Genomic DNA, 14,048 nt, shown 5'->3' on the forward strand with positions numbered 1-14,048 from the left:
TATCGTATGGTGGACGATGTTTTCGGGCAAAAAACCAACTCAGCCCCCGGCGAAAAAGTCAGCGCCACCAAAACACGACAAGAACGAATAGACCAGAGACTTAATGCAAAGTGCGCGGCAATGACAAAACAAATTCAGGAATTTTTGTCACGAACTGCTCACCGTCCTCCGCTACGCAGAAATACTCACCGGTCATGGTGCCCTGCGGCGTCGCCATCGACATCCCGCTGGTGTATTCGTAGTGTTCACCGGGCTGCAGCAAAGGCTGATTGCCGACTACACCCAGCCCCCGCACTTCTTCAATATGGTTATTGGCATCCGTAATCACCCAATGCCGCGAGATCAGTTGCGCGGCGACCCGCCCCGTGTTTTTGATCCTTATCGCGTACGCGAACACATAATGGGAATGATCGGGGTCTGATTGCTCTTCCAGATATTGCGTGGTTACGGTAACCGTAAATTCGTAAGGTGCCATGTGATTCCTATAGTGCCGCGCAATTCCTGGCGCGTTTCTCATTCAATATATATGCAACCCGCATGATAGCGCGTACGGCAACTATATATAGCAGACCCCAGACGTCTCCGAAAATCGCAAGCATCCATCCTCTGTCGACATCTTGCAAACCGCAGTCTCAGAGCCACAGGGTAAAATAGCGGCTTCATCTACAAAGTCACGACCATGGCCAACTACCGCATCGCTCCCAGCATTCTTTCCGCCGATTTCGCCCGCCTTGGGGAAGAAGTACGCAACGTCGTCACCGCCGGCGCCGACATCATTCACTTCGACGTGATGGATAACCATTACGTTCCGAACCTCACGATAGGTCCTTTGGTATGTGAAGCAATACGCCCGCATGTGCAAGTGCCTATCGATGTGCACCTGATGGTCAAGCCGGTCGATCGGATCATCCCTGATTTTGCCAAAGCAGGCGCCAACATCATTACCTTCCACCCGGAAGCATCAGAGCATGTAGATCGCACGCTGCAATTGATACGCGATAACGGCTGCAAAGCCGGACTGGTATTCAACCCTGCGACACCATTGCACTATCTAGAACACGTGATGGACAAGCTCGACATCATTCTGTTGATGTCGGTCAATCCCGGCTTCGGCGGTCAATCCTTCATCCCGCATACGCTGAAAAAAATCGCAGCCGTGCGCAAACTGATCGATGAGTCCGGTCGCGACATCATGCTGGAAGTCGATGGCGGCATCAAAATCGACAATATCGAAGCAGCAGCCCGTGCCGGCGCAGACACCTTTGTCGCTGGTTCCGCCATTTTCGGCAAACCAGACTACAAAGCCGTCATCGATGCGATGCGCAGCGAACTGGCAAAGGTCTGAATTTGACTTCCAGCGCAATTGAAAACCAGATGCTGCAAGACATACGCGGCGTCATTGTCGATCTCGACGGCACCATGCTGCATACCGCACAGGATTTGCACATCACACTAAATCGCATGCGCGCCGACCTGGACTTGGGGCCGCTCACGCTGGACACCGCGATCAGCTTCGTCGGCAAGGGTGCCGAAAATCTGGTGCGGCAAAGCATAGGGGTGGATTTTTCCGCTGACGAGGTCGAATTGCGCTTCAAAGAAGCGATGGCGCTGTTCGAAAAACACTATTTCGACGTCAACGGCGAATTCGCAAGCGCTTACCCGGGTGTGCACGAAGGCTTGCAAGCCATGCAAGCAAAAGGTTTGCGCATGGCTTGCGTCACCAACAAGCCGATGGTATTTGCCCTGCCTTTGCTGCAAAAAACCGGCTTGAGCATTTATTTCGAAATTGTTTATGGCGGCGATTCTTTCGCCAAAAAGAAACCCGATCCGATGCAGTTATTGCAGGTGTGTGCGGATTTTGGCTTGAACCCAGCGCAAGTCGTGGCGATCGGCGACTCGATCAACGACTCGCAAGCCGCGCGCGCCGCAGGTTGCAAGGTTCTCAACGTCCCTTACGGCTACAACCACGGGCAGTCTATACAAGACGTTGATACCGATGGTATAGTTTCTTCGCTGCTAGAAGCGGCACATCTTATTTCAACAACATAAATCATCATGTCTCTCGACAAAAAACGACTCACGACACCAGGCGCCCATGAGGCCTGGCTATGGCGAGGCTGGCAAAACTGGTGCTAAGCACCACTTGCCGCTGATCGTTCGCACGTTTTGCAGTTTCTACATTCGCGCGCGATCAGCAACGTTTTTTGAAGTACTTACTAAAGTACTAAACCGCTCGTCTACAATAGCGGTCCGGAGAGAACCCATGACTGAACTCGAATTCAAATCGCTGGCCACGCAAGGCTACAACCGTATTCCACTGGTCGCTGAAGCATTTGCCGATCTGGAAACACCACTTTCGCTGTACCTCAAGCTGGCGCAAACCGAGGACTGCGGCAAAAACACCTTTTTGCTGGAATCCGTCGTTGGTGGCGAGCGCTTTGGCCGCTATTCCTTCATCGGTCTGCCTGCCAACACCTTGATGCGCAGCTTCGGCACGCGCGTTGAAGTCGTGCGCAACGGCACCGTCATCGAAACCTTTGAAGGCAATCCGCTGGAGTTCATCGCGGAATTCCAGGCGCGTTACAAAGTCGCGATCATGCCCGGGATGCCACGGTTTTGCGGGGGGCTTGCCGGCTATTTTGGCTATGACGCTGTGCGCCATGTCGAAAAACGGCTGGCGCACTCGACGCCAAAGGACGATCTCGGCTTGCCGGAAATCCAGTTGTTGCTGACGGAAGAACTGGCCGTCATCGACAATCTGTCGGGCAAGCTTTACCTGATTGTGTATGTCGATCCGGCGCAGCCGGAGGCGTATGCCAACGGCCGTCAGCGGCTGAAAGACTTACGCGCCAAACTGCACCGTGCGGTCGAAGCACCGGTCACCAGCGCCTCAGTCCGCACCGATACGATCCGCGAATTCGACAAAAAAGATTATCTGGCCGCTGTTGCCAAAGCCAAGGAATACGTGATGGCCGGCGACTTGATGCAGGTACAGATCGGCCAGCGCATCAAGAAATCGTATGTCGATGCGCCGCTGACCCTGTACCGTGCCTTGCGTTCATTGAATCCGTCGCCGTATATGTATTTCTACAATTTCGGCGACATGCAAATCGTCGGTGCGTCGCCGGAAATTCTGGTGCGCAACGAAACCATGCCGAGCGGCAAAAAGAAAATCACGATCCGTCCTTTGGCCGGCACACGCCCACGTGGCGACACTCCCGAAAGAGATGCGATCCTCGCGAAAGAATTGCTGGCCGATCCAAAAGAAATCGCCGAACACGTGATGCTGATCGACCTCGCGCGCAACGATATCGGCCGCATTGCAGAAACCGGCAGCGTATTAGTTACCGACAAACTGGTGATCGAAAAATATTCGCACGTGCAGCACATCGTCTCGAATGTCGAAGGTACATTGAAAGATGGCTTGTCGAATCTCGACGTATTGAAAGCGACTTTTCCTGCGGGCACATTGTCTGGAGCACCGAAGGTTCGTGCGATGGAAATAATCGACGAACTGGAACCGACCAAGCGCGGCATCTACGGCGGCGCCTGCGGCTACCTGTCGTTCGGTGGCGAAATGGATCTGGCCATCGCGATCCGCACCGGCGTCATCAAGGATGGCATGTTGTATGTACAAGCTGCCGCCGGCATCGTGGCCGACTCGGTACCCGAGATGGAATGGCAGGAAACCGAGAACAAGGCCCGCGCCGTATTACGTGCAGCGGAACAAGTACAAGATGGTTTGGACGGGGAGATTTAAATGTTACTGATGATCGATAACTACGACTCCTTCACCTATAACCTGGTGCAGTATTTCGGTGAACTGGGCGAAGATGTCCACACCGTGCGTAACGACGAAATCACGCTGGAGCAAATCGCAGCATTGAAACCGGAACGCATCTGCATATCACCCGGCCCGTGCACCCCGCACGAAGCGGGCGTCTCCGTACCTATCCTGCAGCAGTTCGCCGGCAAGTTGCCGATTCTCGGTGTGTGCCTAGGCCATCAAGCGATAGGTGCCGCCTTCGGTGGCAAGGTCGTGCGTGCGCAGCAAGTCATGCATGGCAAGACGTCGCAGATCACGCACACCGGCGTCGGCGTATTCAAAGACTTGCCTAGCCCGTACACGGTGATCCGCTACCATTCACTGGCGATAGAACGTGCATCACTGCCAGATTGCCTGGAAGTGACGGCGTGGACCGATGATGGAGAAATCATGGGCGTGCGCCACAAGGATTTCGATATCCAAGGGGTGCAATTCCATCCCGAATCCATCCTGTCCGAACACGGTCACGCGCTGTTGCAAAACTTCCTTGTCCGCTAATGGATAGTGCTGGTCGCCATTTGAATACAGAAAGCCTTGCCATGCCGATTACTGACCAAGAAGCCCTGTTGCGCTGCATCGATCATCGTGAAATTTTCCACGACGAGATGCTGCACCTGTTCCGCAAAATCATGTCCGGTGAAATGTCGCCCGTGATGATTGCCGCGCTGACGATGGGCTTGCGTGTGAAGAAGGAAAGCATAGGCGAGATCGCTGCTGCCGCGCAGGTCATGCGCGAGTTTTCTACCAAAGTACCATTAGCTGACACCACCAATCTGCTCGACATCGTCGGCACCGGTGGTGATGGCGCGAACACTTTCAATATTTCTACCGCATCGATGTTTGTTGCCGCAGCGGCCGGCGCAAGAATTGCCAAGCATGGCGGTCGTAGCGTGTCATCGTCTTCAGGTAGCGCCGATGTACTGGAATCGCTGGGCGCAAATATCAACTTGAAGCCGGAACTGGTGGCGGAATCGATCGCACAAACCGGCATCGGCTTCATGTTCGCGCCAAATCACCACGCGGCGATGAAACATGCAGCACCGGTACGCAAGGAACTCGGCGTACGGACCATCTTCAATATTCTTGGCCCGCTGACCAATCCGGCTGGCGCTCCGAATATCTTGATGGGCGTATTCCATCCCGATCTGGTCGGCATACAAGTACGCGTGTTGCAACGCTTGGGTGCGCAACATGCGATCGTGGTCTGGGGCCGCGACAATATGGATGAAGTCTCGCTGGGTGCTGCGACCATGGTCGGCGAACTGATCAATGGCGAGATTCGCGAGTATGAAATTCATCCCGAAGATTTCGGTTTACAGATGATCGCCAGCCGCAATCTGAAAGTGGCCGATTCGCTGGAATCAAAAGTAAAGATTTTCGAAGCACTCGACAACGTCAATGGCGCAGCGCGCGACATCGTTGCATTGAATGCTGGCACCGCCTTGTACGCGGCAGGCGTTGCGATCTCTATCGCAGATGGCTTGAAACGGGCGCGCGAAGCTATTGCATCAGGCGCAGCGCGTGCCAAGCTGGAACAGTTTGTTAGCGTCACGCAAGCGTTAGGCAAAATCTGACGCATCCGCAAGTCTGCTGACTTGCACCCCTATATGAATCAAATCACCATGTCCGACATACTGAATAAAATCCTGGCCGTCAAAGCCGATGAAGTCGCTGCTGCGAAGAAGTATCGCAGCCTGGCCAGCTTGCGTAGCGAAGTTGAAGCAGATAAAGAAGCACGCGCAGCAATACGCGGCTTTGAAAATTCATTGCGTCAGAAAATTGCGGCGGGCAACGCGGGCATCATTGCCGAGATCAAAAAAGCATCACCATCCAAAGGCGTGATTCGACCTGACTTTCATCCGGCAGAAATCGCTCTCAGCTACGAACAGCATGGTGCGGCTTGCCTGTCCGTACTGACGGATGTGCAATTCTTCCAGGGCGCACCGGAATACCTGAAGCAGGCACGTGCTGCGTGCTCCCTGCCGGTATTGCGCAAGGATTTCATGATTGATCCGTATCAGCTGTATGAAGCACGTTCTTGGGGTGCGGATTGCATCCTGTTGATCGTGGCAGGACTGGATCACGGCTTGATGGCAGAACTGGAAGCTTGCGCCCATGAACTCGGCATGAACGTGCTGGTGGAAGTGCACAACGCTGAAGAACTCACAGCTGCCTTGCGCTTGGAAACGGCCTTGCTGGGCGTGAACAACCGCAACCTGCGCACGTTTGAAACTTCACTGCAAACCACACTGGATTTGCTGCCACGCATTTCACCGGACAAGTTGGTGATTACCGAATCCGCGATCGTCACCCCGGATGATGTGAAAAAAATGCGCGATGCCGATGTGCACGCATTTTTGGTAGGCGAAGCTTTCATGCGCGCACCTGAACCGGGCGTGGAACTGAACCGCCTCTTCCACTAAAACATTGAAGCTGCGGTAGCAATTGCTATCGCAGCTTCAATGCCTATCTAGCTATTTCAAATGGCCGTTACTTAAGCCATGCATCACGCAGTCGCACTGCGCTAGTCGGCTTCGCTTCCGCAGTCAGCATCACATTCGGCGCATCGGATGCTTGTACTTTCGCCTTCAGATTCAATAATTCGTCACGGCGGAATACGTGCATAACGATCGCATCACCGGCGCGATAACGACTGAGCATGCCATCCAGATTCGTCCCTGTTACGCGCAAACCATCGATCGCCACCAGCACGTCGCCCGCTGATATTCCCGCCTTGTGCGCGGCACCATTCTCATACACATTCGCCACCTTGCAATCGGTGCCATCGCGCACTGTGCGGCAGCCCAAACCCGGCTTGCCGTTCTTGCGCTCATCGGTAAATGCGACTCCAAACGGTGTCAGCAGTTTTTCCAACGGCAAGTCGTCCGTTCCGCGCACCCAGCGCTCCAGCACGCGCTTCAGCTTCAAACCTGTCACGCTATCGAACAACTCATCGACTTCTGCATCAGTGACGCCGCGTCCCTCCTTGCCGTCCTGATAAAAATCGTGGCCGTACTGCCGCCACAAGGCCAGCATCACATCGTCCAGCGATTTCTTGCCTTTCGTTGCGGCGCGTATCGTCAAGTCGAGTGCGAGACCGAGCAGCGAACCTTTGGTGTAATAGCTGACGATGGAATTAGTCGCACTTTCATCCTGCCGATAGTATTTAACCCACGCATCGAAACTCGACTCGGCCACACTTTGTTTATGCCGGCCACTGCCGCGCAATACGCTGTTGATGGTTTTTGAAACCAGTTTCAGATAAGCCGGTTCATCAATCACGCCGCTACGGACCAGCATCAGATCATCGTAATAACTGGTGAAACCTTCGAACAACCAAAGCAAGGATGTGTAATTCTCGGTCGCCAAATCGTAGGGAACAAATGCGGCAGGCTTGATGCGCTTGACGTTCCATGTATGAAAATATTCATGGCTGCACAAACCAAGGAAGGTACGATAACCGTCACTCATTTCCTTTTGACCTTTGACCGGTAGATCGGCGCGCGAGCAAATCAATGCCGTCGACGCGCGATGTTCGAGCCCGCCGTAACCATCACCCACCACCATCGTCATGAAAACATAGCGATCGACAGGCGCACGTTTGCTGTGGGGCTCGAAGAATGCAATCTGCGTTTCGCATATCTTCTTCAAGTCAGTCGTCAGGCGCGGCAAATCAAGGTTCGGCACATTGCCCGTAAAGACCACATCGTGTTGCACATCGTGCGCCCTGAACGTCGCCAAGGAAAACGTCCCCAACTCCACCGGATGATCGATCAACTCATCGTAGTTCGATGCGATGTAGGTCCCGAAACCATAGCGCTTGGCGTCCAGTTGGCGCATCGCGGTAGCGACACGCCATGCATCGACTTCATCGCCTTGCGGCTTTTGAATATCGACGATATGCACGCTGTCTTCGCGATCCTCGACACGCAGAAAGACGCTGCTGCCATTGAAAAATCCGTGGGTTTGATCCAGATGCGCAGTGCGCACCGACAAGTCCCATGCGTACACCTCATACCGCAAGATCAGTGTGCCGCTGCACTCATCCGCTATCCAGGTCTGTTTGTCGAGCTTGCTCAAGCCAATTTTTTTACCGTCAGATTCAGCGCTGATCTGCACGATGTTCTTGGCAAACTCGCGAATCATGTAACTGCCAGGTATCCACGCGGGGAGAGAGAAGCATTGTCCGATCGGATCGGGTTGATTTACCGTCACGGTGACTGCAAAAAGATGTGCGGCCAGATCTTTGGGAACGATGGTGTAGTGAATTGCTTTTTTCATGCTGTGCCATGTAATAAATACGATGGCGCTAGTTTAGCTGCATCCGCCTGCATGCGCATGCAAGCACCAAGTTAAAGCCCAATTGAAAACGGCCACGCAAGCGTGGCCGTTCAGACAAACCTTATCGGGTTTCTTATTTAACTGAGGCCAGCTTCGCTTCCAGCGCCTTGGCATCGATCGCGCCCGGGATACGCGAGCCATCGGTGAATATGATGGTCGGCGTACCAGTCACTTTCATGCTGCGTCCCAGCGCCAGTACTTTTTCATGCGGTGCAACACAGTTATCTGATGCGGTCGCAGGATTTTTCCCGCTCAACATCCAGTCATCCCACGCCTTGTTGCGATCGGCGGAACACCATATGTTGCGGGAACGGGTAATCGAATCCGGCGACAAAATGTTGTACATGAACGTATACACAGTGATGTTATTGATCTGCTCCAGCGTCTGGCGGAATTGTTTGCAATAACCGCAGTTTGGATCCTCGAACACTGCAATCGCGCGCTTGCCATTGCCTTTGACATGTTTCATCGCTGCCTCTAGCGGCAAATCGCTGAACGCAACCTTGTTGATCTCATCCAGACGCGCCTTGGTGTAATCCTGATAGGTTTTGGTATCCACCACACGACCGACGAACAGATACTGCGCCTTCGCATCGGTATAAATGATGTCGCCATTCACCTGCACTTCAAACAAGCCGGAATACGGCGTCTTGGTCACGGAAGCGACTTTGGCTTCTTCACCCAGACGCGGTTCAATCGCCTTTCTTACGGCTGTTTCCTGTGCCGTTTCCGCGAATGCCGCAGAAAAAGTCAAACCCAGTAATACTGCAAACGCAGCCTTCATCATTTTCATTATTCATTTCCGATTAAATTTTTGAGCAGAAGCTGATGCGTCCTGCCAGACAAAACGTGACTTGCTCTTGCAGCAAGCGCCTGTTGCTAATTCTTGCTACCGAGTGCGTGGCCAATCAACCGCCTTTTTAAGACCGGCAACTTGTTCACCAAGTTCAATCCCAAGTTACGCACGATGCGCAATGGTTCGAATGCGGTGCCAAACAAGCGCGCCAGGCCATCGGTTGCCAATTGCATCAGCAGTATATCTTCCTTGCGCGAACGCGCGTAACGCGCCAACACGCGCGCATCGCCGCAATCGCGATGTGCGCCGCGCTCCACTACCGCCTTGATCAAACCGGCGACATCGGCAAACCCCAGATTCATGCCATGCCCGGCCAGCGGATGCACGACATGCGCCGCATCGCCGATCAAGGCCACCCGCGGCGCGGTAATCGCATGCGGGCGTATCAAGGAGAGCGGGAATGATTTGACTATTTCCGGCTGCAATGGCGTCAAGCTACCGAGTTCAGTCGCGGCCAATGCGCTCAAGCGCGCTGCTAGTTGCGTCAGCGATTCCTGCGCCAAGGTATCGGCCAAAGCATCCGGTGCCGACCATACGAGTGACACTTGATTACCCGGCAACGGCAGCAAGGCAATGATGCCTTCCGACACCGAAAACCATTGATGCGCGATGCCGTGATGTGCTTTCTCACATGTGAAATTGCTGACAATCGCGCGCTGGCCGTAAGGGCGATAATCAAAATCGATATTGCATTGCGTGCGCACCCACGATTGCCCGCCATCCGCACCCACTATCAGCTCGGCGCCCAGCGTATCGCCGTTTTCCAGTTGCACGCGGGCGGCTGTATCGTCTGCCTTTAAATCAACCGCGCGACCATGGACGGTCCGCACATTCGACGCAAACTTCAAGGCCGCATCCAGTGCCTGGTTCAAATTACGATCTTCCACGATCCATGCCAAAGTGCCGACGCGCGCGCCATAGGCATCGAACGCCAGTGCACCGGCCGCATCGCCATTCGCCACCATGGAATCAACCGGCGCCACACGTGTAGCATCCAGCGCCTCCCACACTTTCACGGATGACAATAAATCATGCGCAACGTGATTGACGGCGTACACACGTACATCCCACGCCTCTATTGCAACAGGCGATTGCGGCGTTCTTATAGCAGATGCGGCTAGCGGACTGAGCAAGGTCACTTTCAATCCTGCCTGCGCAAACCCCAGCGCAGCCACTTTGCCAATGGCACCATTCCCGATAATGCAAACATCGCTTTGTATATGCATAAAGCCGAACCTGTGAAAATGATGAAAAATTATTCAGTAAGTACAACGCCAAATACTGCGGCAAGAACACGATCAATCGCATTATAGCGGCTGCGATCAATTCAAATTGCAGGAAACCCTTGCATATTCCAATAGCTTTGCTATACTTGCGCGCCTTGGCCTGGTAGCTCAGTCGGTAGAGCAGAGGATTGAAAATCCTTGTGTCGGTGGTTCGATTCCGCCCCGGGCCACCAAGATTAAAACCCGCGCAAATCATTGATTTGCGCGGGTTTTTCAATTCCGGGCTGCTGAATTCTTCGGCTCATCCCCTGGCGATTCAGGCGCGATGCGCCGCACATGCGCACAAAACCAGACGCACTGCATTTCCCGTACGGGGATTTTTTATTTTCCTTGTTGCCGTCAAATATACATTTGACAAATAAGTAGCAACAGATCATCTTCATCCGTGCCGCAGCAATCACATCACGGGATCTGCAGGCGTCTGTCAACGCGAGTCAACTTGCAACCGTTTTGATCCTGCAAGCCTGCATCGCACCAAGCCAGCAATTCTTCACCTTTTACTTGAGAGGCTCCAATGAATAAATTCCTAGCACTTTTGGTTTCCAGCGCCTTTGCAACGTGTGCCTTCGCCGCCGATCCTGCTCCGGCCAAAACGCCCAGCCCGGCGCAGCTTGCCCAGCAAGAAAAAATGGCCAATTGCAATAAGAGCGCCGAAGGTAAAAAAGGGGATGAGCGTAAAGCATTCATGAAGTCTTGCCTGAGCGGTGGGGATGACAAGGTCACGCCAGCCCAACAAGCTCAGCGCGACAGAATGAAGGCTTGCAATGAAGATGCAGCGGCCATGAAGGGCGAAGAACGCAAAAAATTCATGAAAACTTGCCTATCCAAGAAATAAAGCAATTACCGGGGGCATTGCTGACTTTTGTTCGTGCCCTCATAAAAACGCGCAGTCACTTAAAAGTGCCCTGCGCGTTTTTTATTGCTGCGAAAGCTTGCGCCAGCAGCGATCATACATATCAAGATTCAACGTGTAATACACGTTAGGGCGTCGTCTGACGCAGCCCTCCATCAACGAATATTTAAAGCAAGGTCCAGCCAAACAACATTTGCATCAGCGACAAACCTCCAAGAACAAGCAAGGGCACGCCGATCGAAAATGCCAGCAAGGTCAGGATGTCGAACTCATCCTCTTTTAATTCATCCTTGGAGTGCGTGAAATGCGGGAGATGCCAGGAATCAAATAGATGCACTTTCATGATTACCTCCGGTCAGTTCCAACCTTCTCGGTTTCTGCAATTTGATTATAGAAAATGTCACAAAACTATCAATGTCTTTTGGGCAACTTTCTCCAAAGAATAGTAATGAGTCGCCCATCGTTGGGGTCATGGAGCGTGAAAATACAACAAACTGAGGCATCTACAGAGTTAAAAACGGAACAGGAAGGGGCGGGATTTCGTTGAAACAGCCAATATATGGGAGTACATTAAATCGTAGTCATCAGTCAGAAAAAGACTGACATGAGGCAAAAAAACCATAAATGACAGGTATTCACCCTCGTATTTTGTGAAATATTGTCACATCGGAACAGTAGCAGACCCAGTGTGGGAATACTTTGTTAAATTAGGGAAACGAAATATAACTCGCTTTCCAAGCGCCAAAAATATGCGAATTGCCGTACTCGATGATGACCGCAGCCAGACGGATTTAGTCTGTCAGGTTCTCAATGCCGCTGGTCACTTCTGCCACCCTTTCCAAAGTGGCAAGGAATTGTTGAATCAGTTGCGTCGGGAAAGTTTTGACATGCTGATTATTGACTGGCAGGTGCCCGACCTGAGCGGAGCCGACGTATTGCGCTGGGCGCGAGAAAAGCTGCCAGCTAATTTGCCGGTACTCTTCATGACCAGTCGCTCCGGCGAAGATGACATCGTGGCCGGATTGGCTGCTGGCGCCGACGACTACATGATCAAGCCAATTCGCCGTGGCGAATTGCTGGCGCGCGTACAAGCCTTGCTGCGTCGGGCTTATCCAAGTCAGAATCCGATCGAGCAGATCCAATTTGGTAATTTTGTATTTGAGGCGCGTACCGGACGCCTGACCGTGTCGGGCACACCGATCGAAGTTACGCAAAAAGAATTTGATCTGGCTTTGCTGTTCTTCCGCAATCTGGGCCGTCCGTTGTCGCGCGCCTACATTTTGGAGGCAGTCTGGGCCCGCGATGTAGAAATTCCATCGCGAACCATGGACACACATGTGTCTAGAGTGCGGAGCAAGCTACAATTGCGGCCAGAACATGGTTTTCGATTGGCTCCGGTATATAGCTACGGCTATCGTCTGGAACAAATGACTGGCTAGCTAGCGCACATGGTTTGCGCGGAAAGATAAGATGCGCATTCCCCTTCAAAAATTGATGCTGATTGCCGCACTGACGATAGGCTCACTGCTCTTCGTCAGTCTTCCTGTTTCCGCGCAGACGCCAGGCAGCATCAAAGTCAATCTCTCCAGCATTACGTATTACGCGCAGTCAGGCGATACCCTGATATCCATCGCGCAGCGCTTGACGACTCGCAGCGGCAACTGGATCGCGATCGGGCAAGCAAATAAAATCAATAAAGACAGCAACATCCCTATCGGCACAGCCATCATCATTCCGGCCGAACTATTGGCAGACGAACCAAGTGAAGCAACCGTGATCGCCCGCAATGGTTCGATCTCTGCAACGGCAGCGGATGGCAGTTCAACCATCCTGAACATCGGCAGCCGCATCACTGAAGGTATGCGCATCACGACTGAAGCCAATAGTTTCCTGACGATGTCGCTGGCCGATGAATCACGCGTGTCGCTGCCATCGAATAGCAGCGTACTGGTTACCAAATTACGCAAATCCCTTTACACCGGCAGCCCGCGTACCGAAGTCAAATTGATGCGCGGTCGCGTGGTATCGCGTGTGTCCCCACTGGATGTGAATCGCGGGCGCTTCGAAGTCCATACGCCAATGTCAGTAGCTGGCGTACGCGGCACTTATTTCCGCGTCAGTATCAACAACCAAAAAGTCGCAACGGAAGTATTGGAAGGGCGCGTTGCCGTGGGTTCGCAGCAAGCGCCGGAAACCCGCCTTTTGCCAATCGCCAAAGGCAATATCATCACGCGTGAGGTGGTCGGTCCCGCGATCGATCTGCTGCCACCACCGCAATTGGCAGACAAGCCTTATCGACAAGACGAAGCGGCGAAATTCAGGATAGAACCCAGCGCCGATGCGCGTGCCTATCACGTGCAAATCGCACAGGATGGCGAGATGCTGAATCTGCTGGCAGAAGCCGGTAGCAACTCCAGTGAAGTCGTTGTCAACAATATCCAGGAAGGCAATTACTTCATCCGGATTGCCGCGATTGATAAATTCGGCCTGGAAGGGATGCCGCGCACGATGGCTGCCAATATCAGAAATCGCACCGACTCTATCAAAGCATTGCCGACCCAGGCAGCACCGTCAGTAGCCGATGGCGGCTTCAAGGAACTGGTATTACGCTGGCCGGGCTCCGTCAATCAAAAGTACAACGTGCAAGTAGCACGCGATCTGGAATTCAGCTGGCTGCTGTTTACCACCAGCGTTACCGGCAATGAAATCAAACTCCCTCGTCCATCTTTCGGCACTTACTTCGCCCGCGTGCAAAGCGTGAATGCAGATGGCAGCAGCAATCCCTACTCGCTGGCGCAGACCTTGATCGTGACGGATCAATGGATCATAAACGACGGACATCCTTTGCGTACGAAAGAAGTCTCGCGCAATACGCCCCGCTAAGCC

At 53.2% G+C, this 14,048-nt stretch carries 14 protein-coding genes and 1 tRNA gene; 10 read left to right on the top strand and 5 right to left on the bottom strand.

What is annotated here, in order from left to right; translation table 11 throughout:
* Positions 1-100: 100 nt before the first annotated feature.
* On the bottom strand, positions 101-475 hold the full coding sequence (gene apaG / locus ACFQO0_RS05240) for a Co2+/Mg2+ efflux protein ApaG (RefSeq protein ID WP_382232960.1): 375 nt from the start codon (positions 473-475) through the stop codon (positions 101-103).
* Positions 476-679: 204 nt separating this feature from the next.
* Between apaG and rpe the strand changes: the two genes are divergently transcribed.
* The 6 genes from rpe (at position 680) to trpC (ending at position 6,249) form a co-directional block, all read left to right on the top strand.
* Positions 680-1,345: a ribulose-phosphate 3-epimerase gene (gene rpe / locus ACFQO0_RS05245; protein WP_382232961.1), complete on the top strand. Its 666-nt coding sequence runs from the start codon at positions 680-682 to the stop codon at positions 1,343-1,345.
* A 29-nt stretch (positions 1,346-1,374) separates the two neighbouring features.
* A complete protein-coding gene (locus ACFQO0_RS05250; RefSeq protein ID WP_382234031.1) occupies positions 1,375-2,049 on the top strand; it encodes a phosphoglycolate phosphatase in 675 nt (224 codons plus the stop codon).
* Positions 2,050-2,263: 214 nt separating this feature from the next.
* On the top strand, positions 2,264-3,760 hold the full coding sequence (trpE, locus tag ACFQO0_RS05255; protein ID WP_382232962.1) for an anthranilate synthase component I: 1,497 nt from the start codon (positions 2,264-2,266) through the stop codon (positions 3,758-3,760).
* A complete protein-coding gene (locus ACFQO0_RS05260; RefSeq protein ID WP_382232963.1) occupies positions 3,761-4,324 on the top strand; it encodes an aminodeoxychorismate/anthranilate synthase component II in 564 nt (187 codons plus the stop codon).
* A 41-nt stretch (positions 4,325-4,365) separates the two neighbouring features.
* Positions 4,366-5,400 carry an anthranilate phosphoribosyltransferase gene (gene trpD, locus ACFQO0_RS05265; RefSeq protein WP_382232964.1) on the top strand — a complete coding sequence of 345 codons (1,035 nt, stop codon included), beginning with the start codon at positions 4,366-4,368 and terminating at the stop codon, positions 5,398-5,400.
* A gap of 48 nt (positions 5,401-5,448) precedes the next feature.
* Positions 5,449-6,249, top strand: coding sequence for an indole-3-glycerol phosphate synthase TrpC (gene trpC, locus ACFQO0_RS05270; RefSeq protein WP_382234033.1), 801 nt, complete (start codon positions 5,449-5,451; stop codon positions 6,247-6,249).
* Positions 6,250-6,316: 67 nt separating this feature from the next.
* Here the strand turns inward: trpC and ACFQO0_RS05275 are convergent, their stop codons facing one another.
* From ACFQO0_RS05275 to ACFQO0_RS05285, 3 genes are all read right to left on the bottom strand, one after another.
* The gene (locus ACFQO0_RS05275; protein ID WP_382232965.1) at positions 6,317-8,107 is read right to left on the bottom strand and encodes a M61 family metallopeptidase; all 1,791 of its coding nucleotides are present in this window, start codon (positions 8,105-8,107) and stop codon (positions 6,317-6,319) included.
* Positions 8,108-8,240: 133 nt separating this feature from the next.
* Entirely contained in the window at positions 8,241-8,960 is a 720-nt protein-coding gene (locus ACFQO0_RS05280) for a DsbC family protein (RefSeq protein ID WP_382232966.1), read from the bottom strand.
* 86 nt (positions 8,961-9,046) lie between these two features.
* Positions 9,047-10,249, bottom strand: coding sequence for an FAD-dependent monooxygenase (locus tag ACFQO0_RS05285; RefSeq protein WP_382232967.1), 1,203 nt, complete (start codon positions 10,247-10,249; stop codon positions 9,047-9,049).
* Positions 10,250-10,406: 157 nt separating this feature from the next.
* Between ACFQO0_RS05285 and ACFQO0_RS05290 the strand changes: the two genes are divergently transcribed.
* Both ACFQO0_RS05290 and ACFQO0_RS05295 read left to right on the top strand, forming a co-directional pair.
* Positions 10,407-10,482: transfer RNA gene (locus tag ACFQO0_RS05290), tRNA-Phe, on the top strand.
* A gap of 341 nt (positions 10,483-10,823) precedes the next feature.
* Positions 10,824-11,144, top strand: a complete 321-nt coding sequence (locus tag ACFQO0_RS05295) for a PsiF family protein (protein WP_382232968.1) — start codon at positions 10,824-10,826, stop codon at positions 11,142-11,144.
* A 184-nt stretch (positions 11,145-11,328) separates the two neighbouring features.
* Here the strand turns inward: ACFQO0_RS05295 and ACFQO0_RS05300 are convergent, their stop codons facing one another.
* Positions 11,329-11,505: a hypothetical protein gene (locus tag ACFQO0_RS05300; RefSeq protein ID WP_382232969.1), complete on the bottom strand. Its 177-nt coding sequence runs from the start codon at positions 11,503-11,505 to the stop codon at positions 11,329-11,331.
* A 406-nt stretch (positions 11,506-11,911) separates the two neighbouring features.
* Between ACFQO0_RS05300 and ACFQO0_RS05305 the strand changes: the two genes are divergently transcribed.
* Both ACFQO0_RS05305 and ACFQO0_RS05310 read left to right on the top strand, forming a co-directional pair.
* Positions 11,912-12,601 (top strand): response regulator transcription factor, encoded by a 690-nt coding sequence (locus ACFQO0_RS05305; RefSeq protein WP_382232970.1) that lies wholly within the window; start codon positions 11,912-11,914, stop codon positions 12,599-12,601.
* Between the two features lie 31 nt (positions 12,602-12,632).
* Positions 12,633-14,045: a FecR family protein gene (locus ACFQO0_RS05310; protein WP_382232971.1), complete on the top strand. Its 1,413-nt coding sequence runs from the start codon at positions 12,633-12,635 to the stop codon at positions 14,043-14,045.
* Positions 14,046-14,048 lie beyond the last annotated feature (3 nt).

Origin of the sequence: Herminiimonas aquatilis (assembly GCF_042665175.1) — a bacterium.
Classification (GTDB): Bacteria; Pseudomonadota; Gammaproteobacteria; order Burkholderiales; family Burkholderiaceae_D; genus Oxalicibacterium; species Oxalicibacterium aquatilis.

Coding starts and splice junctions, on each gene's coding strand:
- apaG (WP_382232960.1), bottom strand. CDS start 475: ATGGCACCTTACGAATTTACGGTTACCGTAACCACGCAATATCTGGAA.
- rpe (WP_382232961.1), top strand. CDS start 680: ATGGCCAACTACCGCATCGCTCCCAGCATTCTTTCCGCCGATTTCGCC.
- ACFQO0_RS05250 (WP_382234031.1), top strand. CDS start 1,375: ATGCTGCAAGACATACGCGGCGTCATTGTCGATCTCGACGGCACCATG.
- trpE (WP_382232962.1), top strand. CDS start 2,264: ATGACTGAACTCGAATTCAAATCGCTGGCCACGCAAGGCTACAACCGT.
- ACFQO0_RS05260 (WP_382232963.1), top strand. CDS start 3,761: ATGTTACTGATGATCGATAACTACGACTCCTTCACCTATAACCTGGTG.
- trpD (WP_382232964.1), top strand. CDS start 4,366: ATGCCGATTACTGACCAAGAAGCCCTGTTGCGCTGCATCGATCATCGT.
- trpC (WP_382234033.1), top strand. CDS start 5,449: ATGTCCGACATACTGAATAAAATCCTGGCCGTCAAAGCCGATGAAGTC.
- ACFQO0_RS05275 (WP_382232965.1), bottom strand. CDS start 8,107: ATGAAAAAAGCAATTCACTACACCATCGTTCCCAAAGATCTGGCCGCA.
- ACFQO0_RS05280 (WP_382232966.1), bottom strand. CDS start 8,960: ATGAAAATGATGAAGGCTGCGTTTGCAGTATTACTGGGTTTGACTTTT.
- ACFQO0_RS05285 (WP_382232967.1), bottom strand. CDS start 10,249: ATGCATATACAAAGCGATGTTTGCATTATCGGGAATGGTGCCATTGGC.
- ACFQO0_RS05295 (WP_382232968.1), top strand. CDS start 10,824: ATGAATAAATTCCTAGCACTTTTGGTTTCCAGCGCCTTTGCAACGTGT.
- ACFQO0_RS05300 (WP_382232969.1), bottom strand. CDS start 11,505: ATGAAAGTGCATCTATTTGATTCCTGGCATCTCCCGCATTTCACGCAC.
- ACFQO0_RS05305 (WP_382232970.1), top strand. CDS start 11,912: ATGCGAATTGCCGTACTCGATGATGACCGCAGCCAGACGGATTTAGTC.
- ACFQO0_RS05310 (WP_382232971.1), top strand. CDS start 12,633: ATGCGCATTCCCCTTCAAAAATTGATGCTGATTGCCGCACTGACGATA.